At 63.5% G+C, this 22,547-nt stretch carries 29 protein-coding genes and 1 tRNA gene; 18 read left to right on the forward strand and 12 right to left on the reverse strand.

From position 1 onward, the window contains the following. The first annotated feature begins 44 nt into the window (after positions 1 to 44). Both AC0L30_RS26455 and AC0L30_RS26460 read left to right on the forward strand, forming a co-directional pair. Positions 45 to 341 carry an HU family DNA-binding protein gene (locus tag AC0L30_RS26455; protein ID WP_007591377.1) on the forward strand — a complete coding sequence of 99 codons (297 nt, stop codon included), beginning with the start codon at positions 45 to 47 and terminating at the stop codon, positions 339 to 341. A 147-nt stretch (positions 342 to 488) separates the two neighbouring features. Beyond that, a complete protein-coding gene (locus tag AC0L30_RS26460; RefSeq protein WP_106943511.1) occupies positions 489 to 665 on the forward strand; it encodes a DUF2934 domain-containing protein in 177 nt (58 codons plus the stop codon). Positions 666 to 894: 229 nt separating this feature from the next. On the opposite strand, the gene AC0L30_RS26465 is transcribed toward AC0L30_RS26460, so the two are convergent. Next, positions 895 to 1,122: a hypothetical protein gene (locus AC0L30_RS26465; protein ID WP_219680227.1), complete on the reverse strand. Its 228-nt coding sequence runs from the start codon at positions 1,120 to 1,122 to the stop codon at positions 895 to 897. 290 nt (positions 1,123 to 1,412) lie between these two features. On the opposite strand from AC0L30_RS26465, the gene AC0L30_RS26470 reads away from it, so the two are divergent. Beyond that, positions 1,413 to 1,565 (forward strand): hypothetical protein, encoded by a 153-nt coding sequence (locus AC0L30_RS26470; RefSeq protein WP_219680224.1) that lies wholly within the window; start codon positions 1,413 to 1,415, stop codon positions 1,563 to 1,565. Positions 1,566 to 1,781: 216 nt separating this feature from the next. On the opposite strand, the gene AC0L30_RS26475 is transcribed toward AC0L30_RS26470, so the two are convergent. Next, a complete protein-coding gene (locus tag AC0L30_RS26475) occupies positions 1,782 to 2,285 on the reverse strand; it encodes a hypothetical protein (RefSeq protein WP_219680221.1) in 504 nt (167 codons plus the stop codon). Between the two features lie 23 nt (positions 2,286 to 2,308). Here AC0L30_RS26475 and AC0L30_RS26480 point away from each other — a divergent pair, with 23 nt between their 5' ends. After that, entirely contained in the window at positions 2,309 to 2,506 is a 198-nt protein-coding gene (locus tag AC0L30_RS26480) for a hypothetical protein (RefSeq protein WP_007591364.1), read from the forward strand. On the opposite strand, the gene AC0L30_RS26485 is transcribed toward AC0L30_RS26480, so the two are convergent. Together AC0L30_RS26485 and AC0L30_RS26490 are read right to left on the reverse strand one after the other, a co-directional pair. Continuing rightward, on the reverse strand, positions 2,503 to 2,628 hold the full coding sequence (locus tag AC0L30_RS26485; RefSeq protein WP_007591362.1) for a hypothetical protein: 126 nt from the start codon (positions 2,626 to 2,628) through the stop codon (positions 2,503 to 2,505). The genes AC0L30_RS26480 and AC0L30_RS26485 overlap by 4 nt on opposite strands. A gap of 77 nt (positions 2,629 to 2,705) precedes the next feature. Continuing rightward, the gene (locus tag AC0L30_RS26490) at positions 2,706 to 2,936 is read right to left on the reverse strand and encodes a hypothetical protein (protein ID WP_007591360.1); all 231 of its coding nucleotides are present in this window, start codon (positions 2,934 to 2,936) and stop codon (positions 2,706 to 2,708) included. A gap of 282 nt (positions 2,937 to 3,218) precedes the next feature. Here AC0L30_RS26490 and AC0L30_RS26495 point away from each other — a divergent pair, with 282 nt between their 5' ends. Next, on the forward strand, positions 3,219 to 3,518 hold the full coding sequence (locus tag AC0L30_RS26495) for a hypothetical protein (protein WP_035992730.1): 300 nt from the start codon (positions 3,219 to 3,221) through the stop codon (positions 3,516 to 3,518). A 67-nt stretch (positions 3,519 to 3,585) separates the two neighbouring features. On the opposite strand, the gene AC0L30_RS26500 is transcribed toward AC0L30_RS26495, so the two are convergent. After that, a complete protein-coding gene (locus tag AC0L30_RS26500) occupies positions 3,586 to 3,750 on the reverse strand; it encodes a hypothetical protein (RefSeq protein ID WP_015686271.1) in 165 nt (54 codons plus the stop codon). Between the two features lie 305 nt (positions 3,751 to 4,055). Here AC0L30_RS26500 and AC0L30_RS26505 point away from each other — a divergent pair, with 305 nt between their 5' ends. From AC0L30_RS26505 to AC0L30_RS26520, 4 genes are all read left to right on the forward strand, one after another. Further along, positions 4,056 to 4,817 carry an SIR2 family NAD-dependent protein deacylase gene (locus AC0L30_RS26505; protein WP_007591358.1) on the forward strand — a complete coding sequence of 254 codons (762 nt, stop codon included), beginning with the start codon at positions 4,056 to 4,058 and terminating at the stop codon, positions 4,815 to 4,817. A gap of 198 nt (positions 4,818 to 5,015) precedes the next feature. Then, entirely contained in the window at positions 5,016 to 5,648 is a 633-nt protein-coding gene (locus AC0L30_RS26510; RefSeq protein ID WP_018457757.1) for a cold-shock protein, read from the forward strand. Positions 5,649 to 5,759: 111 nt separating this feature from the next. Then, positions 5,760 to 6,245, forward strand: a complete 486-nt coding sequence (locus AC0L30_RS26515) for a DUF192 domain-containing protein (RefSeq protein ID WP_007591354.1) — start codon at positions 5,760 to 5,762, stop codon at positions 6,243 to 6,245. A gap of 126 nt (positions 6,246 to 6,371) precedes the next feature. Then, positions 6,372 to 6,448 (forward strand) — tRNA-Pro (locus AC0L30_RS26520). 344 nt (positions 6,449 to 6,792) lie between these two features. Here the strand turns inward: AC0L30_RS26520 and AC0L30_RS26525 are convergent. Next, positions 6,793 to 6,924, reverse strand: coding sequence for a hypothetical protein (locus tag AC0L30_RS26525; RefSeq protein ID WP_256375792.1), 132 nt, complete (start codon positions 6,922 to 6,924; stop codon positions 6,793 to 6,795). Positions 6,925 to 7,258: 334 nt separating this feature from the next. Between AC0L30_RS26525 and AC0L30_RS26530 the strand changes: the two genes are divergently transcribed. Next, positions 7,259 to 7,453: a hypothetical protein gene (locus AC0L30_RS26530; protein WP_007591350.1), complete on the forward strand. Its 195-nt coding sequence runs from the start codon at positions 7,259 to 7,261 to the stop codon at positions 7,451 to 7,453. 39 nt (positions 7,454 to 7,492) lie between these two features. Here AC0L30_RS26530 and AC0L30_RS26535 read toward each other — a convergent pair whose 3' ends face one another. After that, positions 7,493 to 8,662: an OpgC domain-containing protein gene (locus AC0L30_RS26535; protein ID WP_007591348.1), complete on the reverse strand. Its 1,170-nt coding sequence runs from the start codon at positions 8,660 to 8,662 to the stop codon at positions 7,493 to 7,495. 259 nt (positions 8,663 to 8,921) lie between these two features. Here AC0L30_RS26535 and AC0L30_RS26540 point away from each other — a divergent pair, with 259 nt between their 5' ends. From AC0L30_RS26540 to AC0L30_RS26550, 3 genes are all read left to right on the forward strand, one after another. Next, positions 8,922 to 9,227, forward strand: a complete 306-nt coding sequence (locus tag AC0L30_RS26540) for an ETC complex I subunit (protein ID WP_007591346.1) — start codon at positions 8,922 to 8,924, stop codon at positions 9,225 to 9,227. 262 nt (positions 9,228 to 9,489) lie between these two features. Beyond that, the gene (locus AC0L30_RS26545) at positions 9,490 to 9,975 is read left to right on the forward strand and encodes an Lrp/AsnC family transcriptional regulator (protein WP_219680218.1); all 486 of its coding nucleotides are present in this window, start codon (positions 9,490 to 9,492) and stop codon (positions 9,973 to 9,975) included. Positions 9,976 to 10,247: 272 nt separating this feature from the next. Continuing rightward, positions 10,248 to 10,547, forward strand: a complete 300-nt coding sequence (locus AC0L30_RS26550; protein WP_007591343.1) for a DUF3551 domain-containing protein — start codon at positions 10,248 to 10,250, stop codon at positions 10,545 to 10,547. A gap of 73 nt (positions 10,548 to 10,620) precedes the next feature. Here the strand turns inward: AC0L30_RS26550 and AC0L30_RS26555 are convergent, their stop codons facing one another. Further along, entirely contained in the window at positions 10,621 to 11,649 is a 1,029-nt protein-coding gene (locus AC0L30_RS26555) for an AraC family transcriptional regulator (protein WP_219680217.1), read from the reverse strand. 157 nt (positions 11,650 to 11,806) lie between these two features. Between AC0L30_RS26555 and AC0L30_RS26560 the strand changes: the two genes are divergently transcribed. Genes AC0L30_RS26560 through AC0L30_RS26575 form a run of 4 tightly spaced genes read left to right on the forward strand, consistent with a single transcriptional unit; the run spans position 11,807 to position 17,484 of the window. After that, a complete protein-coding gene (locus tag AC0L30_RS26560; protein WP_088941281.1) occupies positions 11,807 to 12,934 on the forward strand; it encodes an isovaleryl-CoA dehydrogenase in 1,128 nt (375 codons plus the stop codon). A gap of 24 nt (positions 12,935 to 12,958) precedes the next feature. Then, the gene (locus tag AC0L30_RS26565) at positions 12,959 to 14,563 is read left to right on the forward strand and encodes a carboxyl transferase domain-containing protein (protein ID WP_219680210.1); all 1,605 of its coding nucleotides are present in this window, start codon (positions 12,959 to 12,961) and stop codon (positions 14,561 to 14,563) included. Between the two features lie 4 nt (positions 14,564 to 14,567). After that, entirely contained in the window at positions 14,568 to 16,571 is a 2,004-nt protein-coding gene (locus AC0L30_RS26570) for an acetyl/propionyl/methylcrotonyl-CoA carboxylase subunit alpha (RefSeq protein ID WP_219680208.1), read from the forward strand. A 1-nt stretch (position 16,572) separates the two neighbouring features. After that, positions 16,573 to 17,484, forward strand: coding sequence for a hydroxymethylglutaryl-CoA lyase (locus AC0L30_RS26575; RefSeq protein ID WP_219680205.1), 912 nt, complete (start codon positions 16,573 to 16,575; stop codon positions 17,482 to 17,484). A 93-nt stretch (positions 17,485 to 17,577) separates the two neighbouring features. Here AC0L30_RS26575 and AC0L30_RS26580 read toward each other — a convergent pair whose 3' ends face one another. The 4 genes from AC0L30_RS26580 to AC0L30_RS26595 all read right to left on the reverse strand — a co-directional run bounded on the left by AC0L30_RS26580 (position 17,578) and on the right by AC0L30_RS26595 (position 21,461). Then, the gene (locus AC0L30_RS26580; protein ID WP_007591326.1) at positions 17,578 to 18,504 is read right to left on the reverse strand and encodes a dihydrodipicolinate synthase family protein; all 927 of its coding nucleotides are present in this window, start codon (positions 18,502 to 18,504) and stop codon (positions 17,578 to 17,580) included. 75 nt (positions 18,505 to 18,579) lie between these two features. Then, positions 18,580 to 19,563 (reverse strand): TRAP transporter substrate-binding protein, encoded by a 984-nt coding sequence (locus AC0L30_RS26585; RefSeq protein ID WP_219680202.1) that lies wholly within the window; start codon positions 19,561 to 19,563, stop codon positions 18,580 to 18,582. A gap of 24 nt (positions 19,564 to 19,587) precedes the next feature. Beyond that, the gene (locus AC0L30_RS26590) at positions 19,588 to 20,853 is read right to left on the reverse strand and encodes a TRAP transporter large permease (protein WP_007591322.1); all 1,266 of its coding nucleotides are present in this window, start codon (positions 20,851 to 20,853) and stop codon (positions 19,588 to 19,590) included. Continuing rightward, a complete protein-coding gene (locus AC0L30_RS26595) occupies positions 20,853 to 21,461 on the reverse strand; it encodes a TRAP transporter small permease (protein ID WP_473405585.1) in 609 nt (202 codons plus the stop codon). Before AC0L30_RS26595 ends, AC0L30_RS26590 begins: the two co-directional genes overlap by 1 nt. A gap of 204 nt (positions 21,462 to 21,665) precedes the next feature. Here AC0L30_RS26595 and AC0L30_RS26600 point away from each other — a divergent pair, with 204 nt between their 5' ends. Continuing rightward, entirely contained in the window at positions 21,666 to 22,358 is a 693-nt protein-coding gene (locus AC0L30_RS26600) for a GntR family transcriptional regulator (RefSeq protein ID WP_219680198.1), read from the forward strand. Positions 22,359 to 22,547 lie beyond the last annotated feature (189 nt).

Genomic DNA, 22,547 nt, shown 5'->3' on the forward strand with positions numbered 1-22,547 from the left:
GTCCTGAGCAAAGCCTGCTCGCGCGCACAGAAGGAAATTCAGACATGGCGAAGATGACCAAGACTCAGTTGATTGATGCAATTGCCGAGGGCACGCAGCTGTCGAAGAACGACGTGAAGTCGGTCATCGAGTACATGGCGACCGTTGGCTACAAGGAGCTCAACGAGTCCGGCGAGTTCGTCATTCCCGGCTTCGTGAAGATGTCGGTGGTGAACAAGCCGGCGACAGAAGCCCGCATGGGCGTCAATCCCTTCACCAAGGAGCCGATGCAGTTCGCGGCGAAACCGGCGAGCAAGTCGGTGAAGGCCTCGCCGCTGAAGGTGGCCAAGGACTCCGTCTAAGGGCTCGCTAAGGGTTCGCATTTTCGTTGCGGCGGCTCCTTTTTGCGGAGTGCTGCCGCGGAGTGCTGCAATGACTGCTTGCTTGTGCTGAACCAATAAGGAACTCTGGGCGATCGTCAGGCTTTGCTTCCGAGAGGGAGAAATCACATGACTGGTCTCAGCGAAGTAGAGATTCGAAATCGGGCCTATCACCTCTGGAAAGAGGCCGGCGAGCCTGCGGGCACGATGGACACCTTCTGGTACGAGGCCGAAAAGGAGCTTCTCGCCGAGCGGACCAAGCAAGGCGAAGTGCCGCCTGGGATGACCGACAATCTGCCGGTCTGACTGCGATGGTCTAAGAGGCGAGCGTCGACAGTTCTCAAAGCAGCCACCCGGCGTAACGCCCGGGTGGCTGCTTTGCTGTTCGGGCCACCGCTTGGATGGCGACCGCCTTAAAGAAAAACCCCGGGCTTAGGGACCGGGGTTCTTCAAGCTGGCCGCCCGCGTCGCGACGTGCCGCCAGCACCACTGAATTCGGCTTGATAACGTGAGACGGGAAAATTCGTTCCGGCCGCTAGTCCGGCGACACGGACACGTCGATGATCGCCGGCGTATCGACCTTGCGCTCGCGCCAGACGACGAGATCGCATTTGGGATTGAGCCACTGATATTCGGAGCCGCGCGCCTTCAGGTGCGCGAGCGCTGCATCATGTGCGGCGGTCCGGTCCGGCGCTTCGACCATGATCTCCACGGTCTCCTCGATCTGACGCACCACCTCGACGGCGTAGAATTTTCTGGTCACGGTCCCTCGCTCCGGAATGACTAACGGGGAGGGCGATGGCGCGTTCCCCAAAAGAAAAACCCCGCGCTTTCGCATGGGGTCTTCTTGGCTGGCGACGATGGGATTTCAGCGCCTGGCCGCCGGCCGCGTTCTCGCACTTAAGGTTGAAAACCCAAAAAGCAACCGCGGCGGCGCGCGGAAGCCTGAGGCGATGTGGCCGGCGAATTTTGCGGGGAGGGGCTGGACTTTTTGTTCTTATTTTGTTCTAGTGGGGCATCCCTTTTGGCAGCGACATTGATTTGGAGGTGCCCATGACTGTCGAGAAACAACGCGAAGTGATCAGGCTCTGGAATCAACTCAGGAAACTCGACGGCCCGGCCGCGGAAGAACTCCGCATCCAGATCCTCGAATGCTTTTCGGAGAAAGATCTGTCGGGGAAGGGCACGGCGAAGCGAGCGGCGTGATGAGCGTCGCACTACGTTGATGATAACGGGCCATCTTCCCCCACCTTCACCGATCGTTAGGAATCGTTTTGCGCTGATTTCTCGACTCCGATTCGTTCCTTGCGAACGAAATGGAGTCGGATGCAGAACAAGCCGTGCCTTCTGTGTCGATGCGGGACACGCGCTTCCAAACCAAGCCAGCGTGATGCTTCGCACGGTCCCTCCCGCGTGTCCTCGCTACGAGATCAGGCGAAGGAGACGCGACATGGATGCGTGCTGGTTTCTTGAGATGTTCGCCGAGATCGCGAAAGTGTTTTGGTATGATCGGCATCCGCGCTTGCGCAAAGGCAGGCCGTCGGTGCCGCAGGTGTCGCCGCGGTCGAAATCCCAAGACGCGATGTGAGTGCGCGATCGTTGGCGACTGCGCTCGTTTGTGTGCAAACGAAATGTTAAGATTTGCTTCGCGTCGATTTCTGCGATTCCGATTCGCTCTTCGAGAACGAAAGGCGGGCGAAGCTGGAACAAAGCCGGATGGCGGATCGCCAGAAGCTCCGCAGCCTCGGCTTTCGCGCGGGCTTGAGGCGGCTCGCCGACTTCTGGAGACGCTTCGCGCACTCCTAACGGAAGCTTGCCGCGAAGCCGATAACCGTATTCGGTTAGGTTAAAAGCGCGATCGCATTGCGCTTGCCGCTGCTTGGGATAGGTGTGTCTGGCGACGTCTGGAAACGACTTTGCCAACAAGCAATTTTGCCAAGAACGAATTCATGACACCTTTTTCAGAACCGAGCTTTTATCAGGGCGACCGCCACACCTATCGGCGCGTTGCCATCGTCGGCACGCTGTTCTGTCTGGCTTTCGTGGTGATCAGCGTCTCGCTGCGGCCACAGCTCGAGGAGACGCGTGTCGCGGTCAAAGCCGACAGGCTGATGCGCACGGCGGGCCAGCCACCGCACACGAATTAACGGTCCTCGCCGGAGATCTGATGGTCGGCGCAATTGCCTGGGCAGGCGGTGCCCCGCGAGGCGAGCGCCACGAAGCCGGCATAGCCGGACAGGTTGAGCAGGACTTCGAGCCAAACGGGCATGTCGGCCTCTTTTCTCCCTGAAGGCTACGCCAACGTGCGCGCGAAGCGCATGTTCCCGGACAAGAAGGCGCCGCGCCTCAAAGCGGGGTGGTGGGGTCGAGCCGCCGGCCGAGGACGCCTACGGACTCGCTCGACGGCTGCTCCTTAAGGAACTCGGCAATAGCCCGCGCCAGTTCGCCGTCGCTCATCGGCGTCGATGGCGGGCGCAGCGTGCCGACACCGAAACTGCGGACGATCTCGTCGTAATGCTGATCGCCGGATTTGGGAACGAGCCTCCGGATACGGGCCAGCAGCGTGGATATCGGCACTTTAGCCTCCTAGGCGCTCCCCGCTGGCAGCAATTGGGCTGCGTTGCCAATTTGCTGTCCGTGAAACTGAAAACCCCGCCAGCATTGGTGATGCTGACGGGGTCTTCGTGCTGTTGCCTCAACCGGATGGCAGAGGCATCCGCACTTGCACAAACAATTCGCGGAACGCGCGCCTGTTCCATGCGTGGCCGGATTTATTCCGAGCTCGGTTCCACAAGCTTGCGCGCAACCATCGCAACGCGCCGGCGTTGTCCATCCGAGATACGAAGGAGGAGATTCATGATGAGGAAGACACTGGCAGTTCTGGCTACCGTTGCAGCCGTCGGCCTGACCGCGGTTGCGGCGCCTGCGCCCGCCGAGGCGCGCGGCCGCGGTATCGGTCCGGGCCTCGCATTCGGCCTCGCCGCCGGCGCCATCACCGCGGGCGCCGTCGCCGCGTCGCATCCTTACGGCTATGGCTACGGCTACGGCCCGGGTTATGGCTACTATGGCGGCCCGGCCTATGCTTACGGCCCCGGTCCGTACGCCTATTACGGCGATGGACCGTACTACCGCCGCCACCATTATTACCGTCACTGGTAACGCCTGAACAAATGAAAAGCCCGGAGCAATGCTCCGGGCTTTTTTCATGCTCGGTGATCTGGTGTCGTTACGGCCAGAGCGAGGGCCGTTCCACCTTGCGCGCGTTGTCGAGCGTCGACACGAAATACTCTTCACGTTCGCGCTTGAATTTTTCCTGCGTGGCACGGAAGGCGGCGACACGGGCGGCGATCTCTTCGCGTTCGCGGATTTTGCGTTGTTCGTCCTCGGTCATGTCAAATCCCCTCTGCACGTGAGTATGTGTCCTACTGAACTCAAGCACTGCCGCCGCAATCACGTTGAGTCGCGTCAACACATGCATTGGCGCTTCTGATTGGGGCGTCAATGGGGAGGAGGCATTGCAGGATTGTGATAAGCGAGGGTCGGAAAAAATTGCCGACCGTGCCTTGCGCGGCAGTGGATAACAGCGTCAATAATCTTGTCGCTTGCGCATGTTGCAGCTAGCGCAAAAACAAATCACCAACCGATCAGCAGAACCAATCGGCCAAACCAATCGGCAAAGCAAAACGGGAGGCCGCGTTGATTGCATCGGATCTTCGCAGCGGCGTCGAGCGTCTCGGCGACATGATCGCCGAAGCCAAACGGATCGTGCCGTTCACCGGCGCCGGCATCTCGACCGAATGCGGCATCCCCGACTTCCGCTCGCCGGGCGGAATTTGGACGCGCAACCGCCCGATCCCGTTCGACGAGTTCGTCGCCAGCCAGGAGGCGCGCGACGAATCCTGGCGCCGGCGCTTCGCGATGGAGGAGGTCTTTGCGGCGGCCAGGCCCGGCCGCGGCCATCGCGCGCTCGCCTCACTCTACCGCGCCGGCAAGGTTCCCGCGATCATCACCCAGAACATCGACAATCTGCACCAGGCCTCCGGCGTCGCGAGCGACCACGTCATCGAACTTCACGGCAACACCACGTATGCGCGCTGCATCGGATGCGGGCAGGCCTATCCGCTTGATTGGGTGAAGCGCCGCTTCGACGAGGAGGGCGCCGCGCCCAACTGTCCCGTGTGCGACGAGCCGGTGAAGACCGCCACGATCTCCTTCGGCCAGACGATGCCCGAGGATGAAATGCAGCGCGCCACCGCGCTGTCGCAAGACTGCGACCTCTTCATCGCGATCGGTTCCTCGCTGGTGGTATGGCCGGCCGCGGGCTTTCCGATGATGGCGAAGGAAGCAGGTGCACGCCTGGTAATCATCAATCGCGAGTCCACCGAGCAGGACGACGTCGCCGATCTCGTGATCCGCCACGACATCGGCGAAACGCTCGGGCCCTTTGTCGGTAATTGAGGCAGCAATTTGATTCGCGGCTGTGCAAGCTGTTCATAGGTTCCGGCGAATCTCTTTTTTGTCTATGCGTCGCAACCGGGAGTGTTATCTTTTGAGTCGAAAGATTCGCGTCGCGTCGAGTTGAGAAGATTCTCTAAAGACGCGTGATTCGGCGCCGCCATTCAGGCGGGTTGCATGGCATGTGTGGGGTCCGGGGTTATGGGGTCGTCCGACGGATTTGAGTCCAAGAAGGTCGGAGTTCCCGCGGTGGGTGAACACGGCGGTGGCGGTCGCGACAGCGCTCTCAGTCCATTCACCGGACTTGGTGAGAGCAGCGCCAACCTCGTCGAGGTTCACGGCGTCATCAAATGGTTCGACGCCTCAAAGGGCTACGGCTTCATCGTTCCCGACAATGGCTGGCCCGACGTGCTCCTGCACGTTACCGTGCTTAGGCGCGATGGCTTCCAGACCGCCTACGAGGGCGCCCGCATCGTCGTCGAGTGCATCCAGCGGGCCAAGGGCTACCAGGCGTTCCGCGTCGTCTCGATGGACGAGTCGACTGCGATCCATCCGGCGCAGATGCTGCCGCCGCGCACCCATGTCACGGTGACGGCGACCAGCGGGCTGGAGCGAGCCCAGGTCAAATGGTTCAACCGGCTGCGCGGTTTCGGCTTCCTGACCTGCGGCGAGGGCACGCCCGACATCTTCGTGCACATGGAGACGCTGCGCCGCTTCGGCATGACCGAGTTGCGGCCCGGCCAGTATGTGCTGGTCCGCTTCGGGCCCGGCTCCAAGGGCATGATGGCGGCAGAGATCCATCCCGAGACGGGATCGCCGGTCTCGTCCCACTAATTCTATTCCCGCGATCGTGAGCAGAGGCGCGCTGGCTGACCGGCGCGCCTCTGGCTTTTCCGGCGATCGCCACGTAAGGACTGGTCCAGTCCCACGCCTCGAGAGCCATCCATGAATTTCGATCGAAAGGCCGTCTTCGCCGTTGCGAAGGGCTGGCTCGCCGCCATCCTCGTCATCGCCGGCTGTGCCGTCGCGAGCGCCCCCGTCCGCGCCGCCAGTTTCCAGCCGCTCGAGATCGTCACCAAAAACGGCGTGCAGGTGTTCTCGGTCGAGATCGCGACGACCGAGGAGGAGAAGCAGACCGGCCTGATGTACCGCAAGGAACTGGCGGACGGCAAAGGCATGCTGTTCGACTTCAATCCCGAGCAAGAGGTGTCGATGTGGATGAAGAACACCTATGTCTCGCTCGACATGATCTTCATTCGCGCCGACGGCCGAATCCTGCGCATCGCCGAAAATACCGAGCCGATGTCGACAAAAATCATCTCATCCAGGGGGCCCGCGCGGGCTGTTCTGGAGGTGGTGGCAGGGACGGCGCAGAAATATGGCATCCGCGCCGGCGACCGCGTCGGCCACCCGCTGTTCGGCAGCAAGTAGGCGGGTCAAGGGGCTATTGGCAGGGCTATTGCCCCCGTCCTGAGGTCTTTTGGGAAGCTTGCTGGTGCCGTTGGAAGGCTTGCTGGCGCTTTGGGAAGCGTGTATCGACGGGGCTCGCCGGACATTCGGGGTATAGCGCAGCCTGGTAGCGCGGCAGTTTTGGGTACTGCAGGTCGTTGGTTCGAATCCAGCTGCCCCGACCAGTCCGGAGGTGGGTCGGAACCGCACCAGAGAACAACAGCCCGTCGGCGAGGCGCCAGGCGATCCAGGCGAGAGCGCAGCAGCCGAGCATGGTGCGCGTTCAGTGCCGATGCCCGGAGCTGCCAAAGCCCTCCAAACCCTCGGCGCTCATTCCCTGCCCAACGCGACTTCTGCGCGATTTTTCAAGCCATTGGGCAGATCGGGCGGTGCGGAAATCGTAAAACTTTGTCGAACCTTTTGTCGTCGCCATGCACGTATAGGTGTTGGGGGATTTCAGCGCCCAATGCCTAACGGGCGCCGCCAAGCGATGATATTCCGCTTGCGCGGCGTTACGCTTTTCCGACCATCAGTTCGTCGCGTACCAGCCGAACGGAAACGGCAGGAACGGCCAGGCCAGCTGATTGTCGTTGGCGGCCTTCCGCGGGTCTTGCTCCGGCGTCTTCGCGGGCAGAGCAGGCGGCGTCGAACGCAGCGCCAAGCGCAGACATGCACATTGCAAATTCATCGTGGTGGCCCCCGCCCATTAATAGTTTTCAAAAATTTGCGTCAGCCTGGAAATAACCGCACGTCCTCAAAACGACGCGCTCATTCTCAAATCACACACAGTCTAGGAAAATCGGCGACCGCTTTCAACCGGTCTTGCCGCGCGCGCACAGGAAGTAAGGTTGATCGGTTAGGTTAAGGACGAGCGGTTGTTGCGGCCGTCTTCGTGACTGTTATCAGATCGGTCCGGCTCGCGACGGCTGCCTGAAATTCGTGCTCACATGATATCACAGTTCGTCGCAGTGCTCGTATCCTGTGAGTTCTGCATCATGTCTTTCGATCGCAACGTCCGAACCATCGGTCCGCAGGCGAGCTGGACCGAGATCTGGCATCTCTGGACCGTGTTCGTGCCGCGCCGCTCGATCAACGGGCAGCTGGTTTACGGCAAGGTCTGGCGCCGCCACGACGGCCGCGACTGGATCTACAAGAAATTCACCGAGTACGACAGCGAAGCGGCAGCCTGAAGCGGCGTCGCTGTCGTCCGGCGCGGTATCGCTGCCCCCTCAAGCGGCCTTTGCCGCGGCAGGCTTGGGCGGCGGCGGCTTCAGCGGCTTGTCCTGCCTCTTCGACCAGGAGATGTAATAGGCCACTGTCGTCATGATCGCGATGCCGGCGACGCTGACGAAGATCTGCGCGAACAGCGAGCCCGAGCTCATCGACAGCTCGAAATGACCGACGAAGGACAGGAACACGCCGACGCAGAACACGGCGAGCGACTGCTGGCCGCATACGATGATGGGATCGAACCCTTTCCATTCCAGGCCCGGCCAGTCCTTCGGCACGAAGCGGATCACCAGGATCACGATCACGACGAAGTGGATGAAGCGGTAGGGCGCAAGGTTGGTCTTGTCGTTCGGGTTGAACGCCGAGAACAGCCATTCCGGGAACATGCCGCCGAGGGTCGGGAAACGGCCAGCCATGGTCATGACCAGCGCAAACAGCATGTAACCGAGACAGAGCCAGAGCGTGACCGGCGCATTGATCAGCGCCATCGAGCGCCGCGCGCCGCCCATTGCGCACCAGGCGCCGAACACGAACAGCACCTGCCAGCAATACGGGTTGAAGTACCACTGTCCGGCCGGATAGGCGTTCAGGTTCAAGCCGAAATGGCGCGCGGTCAGCCAAAGCACGATGGACAATGCCATCGTCAGGTCCGGCTTGCGCAGCATGAACCACAGCACCGGCGGAAACAGCCCCATCAGCACAATGTAGAGTGGCAGCACGTCGAGATTGAGCGGCTTGAAGCGCAGGAACAGGCCCTGGCGCAGCGTCTCGGTGGCATTGTCGACCAGGCCGGCGACGTTGAACTCGTTGATCATCTCGGAATCGCCGAAGCGCAGCGCCAGATAGCTGATCGAGGCGATGTAGATCACGAACAGGATGATATGGGCGACGTAGAGCTGCCAGACCCGCTTGGTCAGCCTCGTGGCGCCGACCAGGAAGCCGCGCTCGAGCATCATCCGTGCATAGACGAAGGAGGCGGTGTAGCCGGAGATGAAGACGAACAGATCGGCGGCGTCGGAAAAGCCGTAATTGCGGGTGGTGATCCAGTTCACCACGTTGTCGGGGATATGGTCGAGGAAGATGGCCCAGTTCGCAATACCGCGAAACAGGTCGAGCCTGAGGTCACGGCCCTTTTCGGGGAGCGTGGCGTTGATGTTCAGGAAGGACATGCGACGGGAGCTTTCGGAGGGGACGGACAGGTGGGCGTCAACGAAGCAGGGCCGCCGGGCGAGATCCCGGCGCGGAAGGCGGGTACGCAATTGTCACGATGCAGCATAATGATTATACCCGTCGGCGAGGCATCCCGAGGGCCGGAATCACGGATCAGTTCCCTAAAGGTGTCTCTATACTATGCCCGCGGTTTCCACCAACTGCTACCGTGCCGCATCGAAATCGAACGAAAAGACGAACAAGAGGCCCGGACCATCCATGACCGCACGCATTTTCAAGCCCGCCAAGAACGCGATGCAATCCGGCCGGTCCAAAACCAAGGAATGGCAGCTCGACTATGAGCCCGAGCAGCCGCGCGCGGTCGAGCCGCTGATGGGCTGGACCTCGTCCGGCGACATGAAGCAGCAGATCACGCTGCACTTCCACAGCAAGGAAGAGGCGGTCGCCTATTGCGAGCGCAAGGGCATCGCCTACCAGGTGATCGAGCCAAAGGAATCGGTGCGCCGTCCGGTCGCCTATGCCGACAATTTCTCGTTCCGCCGCGGCGAGCCTTGGACGCATTGAGGGCGGGCCACGCGTCGAGACTCTGGTCATGCCCGGGCTTGCCGTCTTCGCTGAAGCTTCGCCGGCCCAACACCGAATGCCCTGCGAAGCCTTGGTGGAGCCGGGTCCCGGGCATCCTTGTTTTTAGCCCCGCGTGAAAGCCCGCGGCTGGCCGGAATAAGCCCGGGCAACCACGCGGGTTCTTCCCATCGTCCTGCCCTTGGCAGCCATTCCGCTCCGTGCTTCGCTGCCGCGCAAGACAGGCTCATGGCGAGGTGGGGGTATGGCCGGGCGTGACCAGCTCGACGGCGTCGATCTGAAAATACTCTCCGAGTTGCAGCAGGACGGGCGGGTTCGCAACAATGAGCTGGCGCTGCGCGTCGGGGTGTCCGGGCCCAACTGCGTCAGGCGGTTGAAATCGCTGTTCAGCCGCGGCGTGATCCGGGCGGTGCGCGCCGTCATCGACGAGCGGCTGCTCGGCTACGAGGTGGTGTCGTTCGTCTCGATCCAGCTCGGCAGCCAGGCCCAGCCGGTGCTGGCGGCGTTCGAGAGCTCGATCGCCGCGATCCCGCGCATCCAGCAGTGCTGGCGGATTTCGGGCGACACCGACTATCTTCTCAAATGCGTGGCGCCGAGCGTCGAGAGCATGCGCCAGCAGCTCCTGCATTTCGCCGCGATGCCGAACGTGAAGAACGTCCGCAGCTTCCCGGTGCTGGGCGTAGCGAAGGACGTGCCGCTGCCGTTGCAGAAGATCGCGGCGGCAGGATAGTTCGGCGGCAACTGTCCCAGAACGTAGCTCGCACAACGACATCCAAACGTCTGAAGGCGCGGGGGTTATTCCCTTGCTGGGATAGAAGTTCGGATAAGGCGGATAAAAAGATAAGTAACTCACCTAACTGTGACATGTGATTTGGGAAGTCCTGCAATGCGCCGAGCCGTGATTGCCGGTTCCTGGCGCCGGCCTACATGCGAGGTGTGAACCTCAGCCTGCATCGCATGCCGAGGCCTCTTTTGTGGGACCCTGAAGCAGGAAAAGACAACATGACCTCGATCTCGAAGACGTTCGTCGCATCCGCTGCGACGCTGTTTGCATCTGCGTTTCTCATGATGACCGCGCCGGCTGCCCAGGCAGAAGACTACTGCATCACCAATGGCGCCCAGGCCGCGCATGGCTGCGGATATCCGACGATGGAGGCCTGCCGGGCGGCGGCCGGCGGCATCGGCGGCTCGTGCTCGCAGAGCGGCGGCGCGAAGACGTCGACAGACGCGCTGGCCTTCCAGCCGAAGCAGACGCACTCGCGCACCAAGCTGCGCCCGGGCGGGCAGACCAACTCGAACTGATCGAGACCGGTTTCGAAATGTTGCGGCCTCCGAGTTGGATCTCGGAGGCCGCAACGGCACGACAGCCCGCGCGTCAGCGATACCGGCCGCGGAACTCGCGCGGCGAGGTACCGGTCCAGCTGCGGAAGGCGCGGGAAAAGCTCTTTTCGTTGCGGAAGCCGGCGATCTCCGCGATCCGCTTGATCGGGCTGCGACCGCGCATCAGCTCCTGCTTGGCGAGCTCGAATTTTGCCTCTTCCTTGAGATCGCGCAATGAGGTCGCCTCCTCGCTCAGGCGCCGATGCATGGTGCGGGTAGAGAGTGCCAGCTCGCTTGCGACATCCTCGGCTCCGAGACTGCGTCCGCGCGCATTGCGGAGCACGCGGCGAACGCGCTCGACCAGCAGCCGGTCGCGCCGATAGGGGAGCACTGTCAGCCGCAGCGCGCCCTTGAGCATGTTGTCGAGGTCCGCCGCGCTACGGGTGAGCGGCAGCGACAGATAATGCTTGTCGAAGGTGATGGAAGCACGGTCCGCATCGAAGCGGATGTTTCGGCAAAAGATGGTGGGATAGACCGAGACATGGCCGGGCTCGGCGTACGGGAATTCCGCGGCGCGGAGCGCGATCCTGGAATCCACGGCCCAGCAGGAAAAGCCAAGAACATAGCGAAGCAGGGTGACCAGGCAGAATTCGCGTAGAGATCCAAGGTCGCGCAGTTCACGGATGGACACGACTGCGGTCTCCTTGCCGACCGCGAGATCGAGCAGCACGTCCTCGGTGAGCAGACGATGGTGCCGGCACCAGCGCTTGAGCGCGACCTCCAGCGTCGGGGCGGTGATCGAGGCGCGGCACAGCATGCCGTAGGTGCCGAAGGGCAGCCGGCGCGAGAACCAGCCGAGCGCCTCGTCATCGAGCTCGCGCATGGCATGGCCCGCCAGCGCCTCGAACTGGCCGGCCGTGACCCGTCCACCCGGAGAATTGACAAGGTCTGGCGTTACCTGACCCCGGCTCAGCGCCTCGGTCGGATCGCGGCCGTAACGTTCGTAAGCGGCAACGACCCCGCGGACGAAGGCGGCTGGGGTCACGGCGCGGCGCGGGATCGCGGTTGCGACTTGAAAAGGCATCGGAAATCCTCTGGGAAAATCCTCGCCAAGTTTGGCGGAAAATGCAACCTTTTCGACCGCAGAAGGGCCCCGATGCCGCTAGGTTCGGTCCCCAAAAGACGGAGGAATCGCCTTGAATATTCCGAGCATCGATTTCGATCTGGGCGAAGATATCGGCATGCTGCGCGACACGCTGCGCGCCTTCGTGGAGGCGGAGATCGCCCCGCGTGCCGCCGATATCGAGAAAGCCAATCTGTTCCCGGCGGACCTCTGGAAGCGCCTCGGCGACCTCGGCCTGCTTGGCATGACCGCGCCGGAGCAATATGGCGGCTCCAACATGGGCTATCTCGCCCATATCGTCGCGATGGAGGAGATTTCGCGCGGCTCGGCCGCGGTCGGTCTCTCCTACGGTGCCCATTCCAATCTCTGCGTCAACCAGATCCGCCGCAACGGCAGTGATGCGCAGCGCGAGCGTTATCTGCCGAAGTTGATCTCCGGCGAGTATGTCGGCGCGCTCGCGATGTCCGAGCCCGGCGCCGGCTCCGACGTTGTGTCCATGAAACTGCGCGCCGACAAGCGCGGCGACCGCTACGTGCTCAACGGCTCGAAGATGTGGATCACCAATGGCGGCGATGCCGACGTGCTGGTGGTCTATGCCAAGACCGATCCGGAAGCGGGCCCGCGCGGCATGACCGCCTTCCTGGTCGAGAAGGGGGCCAAGGGCTTCAGCCACGGCCAGCATCTCGACAAGCTCGGCATGCGCGGCTCCAACACCTATCCACTGTTCTTCGACGAATGCGAGGTGCCGGAGGAGAACGTGCTTGGCAAGGTCGGCGAGGGCGTCAGGGTGCTGATGTCCGGCCTCGACTATGAGCGCACGGTCCTCTCCGGCGGCCCGCTCGGGATCATGGCGGCCTGCATGGACGCGGTGGTGCCCTACATGCACGAGCGCAAGCAGTTCGGCCAGCCGATCGGCGACTTCCAGCTCATGCAGGGCAAGCTCGCCGACATGTACGCGACCTGGCAGGCCACGCGCGCCTATGTCTATGCGGTGGGGCGTGCCTGCGACCGCGCCGATCACGCACGCAGCTTGCGCAAGGATGCGGCGGCTGCGATCCTCTATTCCGCGGAGAAGGCGACGTGGATGGCGGGCGAGGCGATCCAGGCGCTTGGCGGGGTCGGCTACACCTCCGAATTTCCGGTCGGACGGCTCTGGCGCGACGCCAAGCTCTACGAGATCGGCGCGGGGACTTCCGAGGTCCGCCGCATGCTGATCGGCCGCGAATTGATGGCTGAGACGGCTTAAAACCTTCACGCAATTGGAATCAACATGCCGCTCCATTCCAGCATCGATACGTCTTCGTCGGACTTTGCACGCAATTCCGAGGCCATGCGCAGCCTCGTCGCGGATCTGCGCGAAAAGCTGAGCCAGGTCGCCGGCGGCGGCGGTGAGGTCTCGCGCAACCGCCATACCTCGCGCGGCAAGATGCTGGCGCGGGAGCGCGTCGACCTCTTGGTCGATCCCGGCACCGCGTTCATGGAGCTGTCGCCGCTCGCGGCCTATGGCCTCTATGGCGGCGACGTGCATTCGGCCAGCGTTGTCACCGGGGTCGGGCGCATCGCGGGTCGCGAATGCGTGATCGTTGCCAACGATGCCACCATCAAGGGCGGCACCTATTATCCCATGACCGTGAAGAAGCATCTGCGCGCGCAGGACGTGGCGCGGCAGAACAATCTTCCCTGCGTCTACATGGTGGATTCCGGCGGCGCCTTCCTGCCGCTGCAGGACGAGATCTTTCCGGACGAGCGTCATTTCGGCCGCATCTTCTACAACCAGGCCCAGATGTCGTCGCAAGGCATCCCGCAGATTGCCATCGTGATGGGCTCCTGCACGGCCGGCGGCGCCTATGTCCCCGCGATGTCGGACGAGAGCATCATCGTGCGCAATCAAGGCACCATCTTCCTCGGCGGGCCGCCGCTGGTGAAAGCGGCGACGGGCGAAGTGGTGACCGCGGAAGAGCTCGGCGGCGCCGACGTGCATTCGCGGCAATCGGGCGTGACCGATCATTACGCCCAGAACGACGCGCACGCGATCGGCATCGCCCGCCGCATTGTCGGCACGCTGAAACCATCGGTGCGACCGAACCTCAACATGCATCCGGCGCGTGATCCCTTGTTTGCGGCGGAGGAGATCTACGGCGTGGTGCCCGTCGACGGGCGCAAGCCGTTCGACGTGCGCGACATCATTGCGCGCGTGGTTGATGGCTCCGAATTCGACGAGTTCAAGAAGCTCTACGGCACGACGCTGGTGTGCGGCTTCGCTCACATCTGGGGTTTTCCGGTTGGCATCATCGCCAACAACGGCATTCTCTTCAGTGAAAGTTCGCTGAAGGGGGCGCATTTCATCGAGCTGTGCTGCCAGCGCGGCATTCCGCTGGTGTTTTTGCAGAACATTACCGGCTTCATGGTCGGCAAGAAGTACGAGGCCGGCGGCATCGCGCGTGACGGCGCCAAGCTGGTGACGGCGGTCGCGACGGCGTCGGTGCCGAAATTCACCGTCGTGATCGGCGGCTCCTATGGCGCCGGCAATTACGGCATGTGCGGTCGCGCCTACTCACCGCGCTTCCTCTGGATGTGGCCGAACGCCCGCATCTCGGTGATGGGCGGCGAGCAGGCCTCGATGGTGCTGAGCCAGGTCCGCCGCGACAATATCGAGGCCAAGGGCGACAGCTGGTCGAAAGAAGACGAAGATAAATTCCGCGAGCCGATCCGCGCGCAATATGAGAGCCAGGGGCACCCGTATTACGCGACCGCGCGGCTCTGGGACGACGGCGTGATCGACCCGGCCGATACAAGGCTGGTGCTCGGCCTTGGCCTCTCGGCCGCGTCGAATGCGCCGATCGAGCCGACGAAATTTGGCCTGTTCAGGATGTGATGCGATGGACCGCTCAAAGCTCTACCGTCGTTTTCGCACGCTCCTGATCGCCAACCGCGGCGAGATCGCCTGCCGGGTGATCCGCACCGCGCGCGCCATGGGCCTGCGCACCGTCGCGGTCTATTCCGAGGCCGACCGCGAGGCGATGCATGTCGCGCTCGCCGACGAGGCCGTACTGCTCGGACCCGCACGCGCTCGCGACAGCTATCTCAATGTCGAGCGGCTGATCGGGGCCGCGCGAAAGACCGGCGCGGAGGCGGTCCATCCCGGCTACGGCTTCCTATCTGAGAACGCCGAGTTTGCGCAGGCGTGCTTCGACGCCGGCCTGGTCTTCGTCGGCCCGACCGCCGCGATGATGACCGCGATGGGCTCGAAGTCCGGCTCCAAGGCGCTGATGGAGAAGGCCGGCGTACCGCTGGTGCCCGGCTATCACGGCGAGGCCCAGGACGATGCGACGCTGGCGAAGGCGGCCGAGAAAGTCGGTTTCCCCATTCTGGTAAAGGCGTCCGCCGGCGGCGGCGGCCGTGGCATGCGCATCGTTCGCTCCGTGGATGAACTTGCGCCTGCAATCGTCAGCGCGAAGCGGGAAGCAAAAGCCGCGTTCGGCGACGACCGCATGCTGATCGAAAAATACGTCGATAACCCCCGCCATATCGAGGTGCAGATCGTCGGCGATAGCCATGGCAATCTGCTCTCGCTGTTCGAGCGCGAATGCACGTTGCAGCGGCGGCACCAGAAGGTGATCGAGGAGGCGCCGTCGCCGACGCTCAATGCGGCCCAGCGCGAGACGGTCTGCGCCGCTGCGCGAAAGGCGGCCGGAGCCGTCAACTATGTCGGCGCCGGCACCATCGAGTTCGTCTCCGACGGCAAGGACGTGTTCTTCATCGAGATGAACACGCGCCTTCAGGTCGAGCATCCCGTGACCGAGCTGATCACCGGGATCGATCTGGTCGAGTGGCAGTTGCGGGTCGCCTTCGGCGAGGCGCTGCCGCTCAAACAAGATCAGATCAAGCTCAACGGACATGCGGTTGAGGCTCGGGTCTACGCGGAGAACCCGACCAAGAACTTCATGCCTTCGGTCGGCAAGATCTCGACCTGGCGGTTGCCCGCGGAAACCGGCGGCCTGCGCATCGACGCTGGCTATCGCGAGGGCGACGCCGTCTCGCCGTACTACGATGCGATGCTAGCGAAGATGATCGCCTGGGCGCCGACGCGGGAGGTCGCGATCGAGCGGCTGAACCGCGGGCTGGAAGAGTCCGACGTCCGCGGGATCGTCAGCAACATCCCGTTCCTGTCGGCGCTGATGACGCATCCGAAGGTGAGAGCGAACGCGATCGACACCGGCTTCATCGAACGCGAGCTTGCGGTCCTGACGCAGGCACCGCCGGCGCCCGGCGAGCTCGAGCTCTGCGCCGCCGTGGCCGCTGTGATCAACAACGAGCGGCAGGCTGCGCAGGCGGACGCGAATTCGCCCTGGCAAACCTTTGGCTGGATGCCGGTCGGCCGCCGCCAGCGCAACTTTACGTTCCGCGTTGGCCACGGACCCGAGCAGAAGGTTGTGCTGAACTACGGCAGCGGCCCGTCCACACTGGTGATCGGCGAACGCGAGCTGGCGTTTGCGATTGCGCCTCGCGACGGCGGCTTCGATCTGACTCTCGACGGCGTCAAATCGTCGGTCGCGGCCGTGATCGACGGTCATGAGCTGTATTTGCGCACGCGCAACGGGCGCTTCGACCTGCATTGGGTCGATCCGTTCGGCGGCGAGACCGAGGAGCAGGCCGGCGCGGATAAGATCGCAGCGCCCTTGCCGGGCACCGTCGTCGCCGTGCTGGCGGAGGAGGGGGCCAAGCTCGAGAAGGGCGCGCCGATCCTGACGCTGGAAGTGATGAAGATGGAGCAGACGCTGCGCGCGCCCTATGCCGGCGTGCTGAAGTCGATCAAATGCAAGGTCGGCGACATCGTCCAGGAGGGCATCGAGCTCGCCGTGGTCGAGCCTTCCGGAGAATGAGATGAGCGACCCCGTCCGCATCATCGAAATGGGGCCCCGCGACGGCCTGCAGAACGAGAAGACGGCGGTCAGCGTCGAGGCGCGGATCGCCTTCATCGAGGCGCTGGTCGCGGCTGGCCTCAATACGGTCGAGGTCGGCGCCTTCGTCTCGCCCAAGGCGATCCCGCAGATGGCGAGCTCGGATGCCGTGCTGCGCGGCGTCAGCCATTTGACCGGTGCCGAATTCCACGTGCTGGTGCCGAACGAGAAGGGCTATGACGCCGCGCGCGCGGCCGGCGCCAAGATCGTCTCGGTGTTCGCCGCGGTTTCCGAAGGCTTTTCGCGGGCCAACATCAATTGCACGGTCGCGGAGTCCATCGAACGGTTCAAGCCGGTGCTGGCGCGCGCCAAGGCTGATGGTGTCAAGGTACGCGGCTATATCTCCTGCGTGCTGGGCTGTCCCTTCGACGGCGAGATCAAGCCGAAAGCCGTCGCCGATCTCGCCACCACGCTGTGGGAGCTCGGCTGCTACGAAATCTCGCTCGGCGACACCATCGGCGTCGGCACGCCTGATAAAGCCAAGGAGATGCTGCGCGCGGTCAGCGCCAACATCCCGCCCGCCAATCTCTCGATGCATTTCCACGACACCTACGGCCAGGCGCTCGCCAATCTGTATGCGGGGATGGAGGAAGGCGTCCACGTCATCGATGCCGCCGCCGGCGGCCTCGGCGGCTGCCCCTACGCGCCGGGCGCGACGGGCAACGTTGCGACCGAGGACGTCGTCTACATGCTCGAGGGCATGGGAATCAGGACCGGCGTTGATATGGAGAAGCTGCTGGCTGTCACGAACGAGATGAGTCGCGTGCTCGGCAAACCGCCCGTGAGCCGCGTGGCGTCCGCACTGAATGCAAGGAAGAAGCGGGCAGCTTCGTAGGGTGGGCAAAGGCGCATAGCGCCGTGCCCACCATCTTTCCACGATTTCGATCTCAGTGGTGGGCACGCTTCGCTTTGCCCACCCTACGTGCGCTCAGGCTGCCTTCAACCCAACATCGGGCAGGCGCGGCCGGCTCTTGAGCGCCTTGGCCATCATCGCCTCGACCTCGGCCTTCTCCTGCGGCAGCAGCGCGAGGCGGGGCGGGCGGGTCAGCGCGGTGCCGCGGCCCATGATGTGCTCGCACAGCTTGATGCACTGGACGAGGTCCGGGCGTGCGTCGAGATGCAAGAGCGGCATGAACCATTCGTAGAGCGGCATCGCCTCGGCATAGCGTCCGGCCTTGGCCAGGCGAAACAGCGTCTCGCCCTCGCGCGGAAAGGCGTTCGACATGCCGGACACCCACCCCACGGCGCCCATGGCGATGCTCTCGACGATGACGTCGTCGAGGCCGGCGAACAGCACGAAGCGATCGCCGACCATGTTCCTGGTGTCGATGAAGCGCCTTGTGTCGCCCGAGGAATCCTTGAAGCAGACGACGGTCTCGACGTCGGCGAGCGTGGCCAGAATGTCGGGGGTGACGTCGTTCTTGTAGATCGGCGGATTGTTGTAGAGCATCACCGGCAGGTCCGTCGCGGTGGCGACGGCGCGGAAATGCGCGGCGGTCTCGTGCGGCTTGGACGAATAGACCAGGGCCGGCATCACCATCACGCCGTCGATGCCGACGCGCGCGGCCTCCTTCGCGGTTTCGACTGCGAAGGCCGTGGTGAATTCGGCGATGCCGCACAGCACGGGCACGCGGCCGGCCGCAACGGATTTCGCCGTCTCCATGATCGCGACCTTCTCCTTGCGCTCCAGCGAGGTGTTCTCGCCGACCGAGCCGCAGACGATCAGGCCGGAGACGCCATCACGGATCAGTCCGTCCATCACCTTCGCGGTCGCGTCGATGTCGAGCGAGAGATCGTCGTGGAATTGCGTGGTGACGGCCGGGAAGACGCCCTCCCAGGAAACGCGGCGGCTCATGATTTGACTCCGAGTGGATTTGGCCGGCGGGGGGCTGGATCCGCCGGGGTTCTTGGAAGGGGATGGCGGTTGGGGTCAGAGCGTGGCGCCGACCTTGCGCAGCTCGGCGAGGACGGGCGCCTTCGGCAGCCAGATCTTGTCGAACTCGGCAATGACGGCTTCGGTATCGCCGGCCGGCACCTGGCGGATCGGGATCGGGGCATTGCGGAAATTCTCGATCAGCGCGGGCTCGTTGGAGGCCAATTCGTCGATCTGCGCATCCAGCGTCGACTTGACGGTCTTGGCGATCAGCTCGCGGTCGGCGGCGGGGAGCGACTGCCAGACCCGGCCCGAGAGCACTGCGGCCATCGGCATGAAGACGGCGTTCATCTGCAGGATCACCTTCGACACCTTGTCGAAGCGCTGGTTCCAGGAGAATTCGAGATCAGCCTCGAGACCGTCGACCTGGCCATTGGCCATCGCGTCGAACACCTGCGGCGTCGGGATCGGCGTCGGAGCTGCACCCAGCGAGGAATAGAAATCGCGATAGACCGGCGTCGGATTGATGCGCAGCTTCATGCCTTTGATGTCGGCGAGCGAAGTCAGGTCCTTTGAGGAGAATACCGCCCGCATGCCGGTGATGCCCCAGCCGAGCCCGATCGTTCCGGTCTCCTGCGGCAGCACCTCGAACAGCTTCACCGCCGCCGGATGCCGTACGAATTTCGCCACTGCGGGCGTCGAGCGGACGATGTAGGGCGCATTGATCGCTGCAATGTGCGGCACGCGCGAGCCGAGCTCTGCGGCCTGGACGAAGCCCATGTCGAGCGCGCCGGACTGCAATTGCTGCATCATCGCGGGCTCGTTGCCGAGCTGGCCGGAGTGAAATACGGTCAGGGTCAGGCGGCCGTTGGTCGCCGCCTTGAGATCTTCACCGAATTTGAGCGCAGCCTTGTTCCAGGAATGGCCGTTCGGCGTAATCAGGCCGAGACGGAATTCCTTGGCCTGGGCGAGCGCCAACGACGGCGCGAACACCGATGCGGCGGCGCTGGCTGCGAGAAAGCGGCGGCGTGAAAGCGGCATGGTCGGGCTTCCTTTTGGACGGGCCTATTTGATCAGGATCAGCGAGAGTGACGGATAGAGCGAGAGCAGCACCAGCAGGACGCAGGAGATGACGAAGAACGGCAGCGTCACCATGAACATCTTGCCGGGCTTGGCGCCGGTGACAGCGGCCGCGACGAAGAAGCAGAGCCCGACCGGCGGCGACAACAGGCCGAGCACGAGGTTGATCACCACCACGACGCCGAAATGCCTGGGATCGATGTGATAGACGTCGGTTGCAACAGGCAGCAAGATCGGCACCGTCATGATCAGGCCGGGAATGCCGTCGATGACGGTGCCGATCACCAGCAGGATGACATTGCAGATCAGCATGAAGCTGATCGGGTCCTTGGCGGCCGTCTGGATCCAGGCGGCGGTTTCCTGCGGCACCTTGCCGAAGATCAGCACCCAGGAGAACACCGCCGCGGCGGCCACCAGGAACAGCACGATCGCCGAATAGATCGCGCTGCGCAGCATCATCTGCGGCAACTGCGAGAATTCGAACTCCCTGGTCCAGAACTTTCCGACCAGGGCTGCGGCAACGGCGCCGACGGCGGCGGATTCCGTCGCGTTGGCGAGACCGCCGAGGATGGTGCCGACGATGACGATCGGGATCAGTAGGGTGGGCGAGGTCCGCAGGATCGTCGCCACGCGCTGCCGCGGCGTCTGATAGTCGGCGCGCGGATAGTTGTAGACGTATCCCATCAGCGCAATGACGACACAAAACATCACCGTGAGGATCACGCCGGGCACGATGCCGGCGATCAGCATGTCGCTGACCGAGACCTGTGCGAGCACGCTGTAGACCACGAACATCACCGAGGGCGGAATGATCGGACCGAGCATGCCGCCATAGGCGGTCAAGCCCGCCGCAAACGTCTTGTCGTAGCCCTTCTTCTCCATCTCCGGCACCATGATCTGGGCCATGATCGCGACCTGTGCGGTCGCTGACCCCAGGATCGAGGAGATGAACATGTTGGCGAGGATGTTGACGTAGGCGAGGCCGCCCTTGAGCGAGCCGACGAAGGCCATCGCCATGTCGACGATGCGCCGCGTGATGCCGCCGCCGTTCATGATCTCGCCGATCAGGATGAAGAGCGGGATCGCGATCAGGCCGTAGCTGTCGACGCCGCCGAACAGCTGGAGCGGATAGGACTGGAACAGCACCGGATTGCCGGATGCGGCGATGTAGACCAGGCCGGCGAGACACAGGCAGAGACCGATCGGTACGCCGACCAGCATGATCGCGAGGAAGGCTGCCGACGTGATCATCAGTTGACCCCGTCGAGCTCGGAGAGCGCAAAGCCCTTCGGTGGGATGCGCGGGACCAGTTCGAGATCTTCCAGCAAATTGGCGAGACCATGCACGGTCATCGACACCGCGAAGATCGGCAGCGTCAGATAGAGCACCCAGGTCGGCCAGTTCAGCGTCTGGGTATGCTCCGTGTAGAGGAAATTGAAGGTCTGGGCCGCCAGCTTGCGCCCGTCGAAGCCGGCGCGGGCGAGGCCAATCGGGTCCATCCAAAGCACGCAGGTGACGATCAGGGCGGGACCGAACACGACGACGAGGCCGGTCGAGATCACCTTCGCGATCTTCTGGGCGCGGAGCGAAAGACGTTCCGTCAGCATCGTCACCGCGAAATCGAGCCGCAGCCGCGTCATCGCGGAGGCGCCGACGAATGTCAGCCAGACCACGCAATAGACCGCGGACTCGTCGATCCAGTAGATCGGGAAATGCGAGTAGCGGGTGACGACGTTGACCAGGATCAGGGCGGTGAGCAGGTACATCAGGCCCATCAATGCGATCCGCTCGACGGCGAGCAGGGCGCAGGAGGCGCGGACGACCATGCGTCGAACGCTGAACGCGCGCGTGGCCGGCATCGTCTGCTCGATCATGAAGAGGCCCCATTGCCCGCAAGATTTGTCGTGCGATGGCCGAATGTATAATTTATACATTTTGGCTGTCAAATGGAATCGCGGATTGCGTCGAAGGCGTGCACGCGCTTTTTGCGGGGACGCGATGACCTCAACATGCAAGACAGGGACCGTTCCGGCCGGCCGAGTCGGAGAGGGACGGAAGATCGGATGAAACTGCCTCTGAAGCATCGCACCCTGTCGGCTGCGATCGTCGACCAGCTCCGGCAAGCAATCCTCGACGGGACCTATCCGGCCGGATCGCAACTGCGCCAGGATGCGCTCGGCGAGGCCTATGGCGTCAGCCGTATCCCCGTGCGCGAGGCGCTGTTTCAGCTCGAAGCGGAAGGCCTGGTGCGGATCGTTCCGCAGAAGGGCGCCATCGTCTCCGAGCTGTCACTGGACGAGATCAACGACGTCTTCGACCTGCGCCGGATCCTGGAGCCGCGGCTGCTGGCGCACTCGGCTCCCCGGTTCACGGCGGAGGATTTCGCAGGGCTCGACGACATCCACAAAAGCTTCGAGAAGGCGATCAAGGCCCGCAACGTCAGCGAATGGGGGCAGCTCAATGCCGACTTCCACATGGCGCTCTACATCCACGCGCCGCAGCCCCGCACCCGGGCGATCGTGCTGTCACTGCTCCAGACCAGCGACCGCTACACGCGGCTTCAGCTCTCCAACACCAAGGCGATGGGCACGGCGGAGAAGGAGCATGCCCATCTGATCGCGCTCTGCCGCGCGCAGAAGATCGAGGAGGCCTGCCGGTTTTTGGAGCGTCACATTGAAGCCGTGCGCAAAGATCTGCTGCAGGTGGTGGGTGGCGGCACGCTCGCGCCGAAGTCGCGGCGGAAGCGCGAGTCGTAATCGACGCGCTGGTAGGGTGGGCAAAGCGAAGCGTGCCCACCACTTTTCGCGGAAGCACAGAGAGGTGGGGGGGGGGGGGGGGGGGGGGGGGGGGGGGGGGCGCCCCCGCCCGCGGCCGGGGGGGGGGGGGGGGGGGGGGGGGGGGGGGGGGGGGGGGGGGGGGGGGGGGGGGGGGGGGGGGGGGGGGGG

Source organism: Bradyrhizobium sp. MI1.11 (assembly GCF_055811255.1).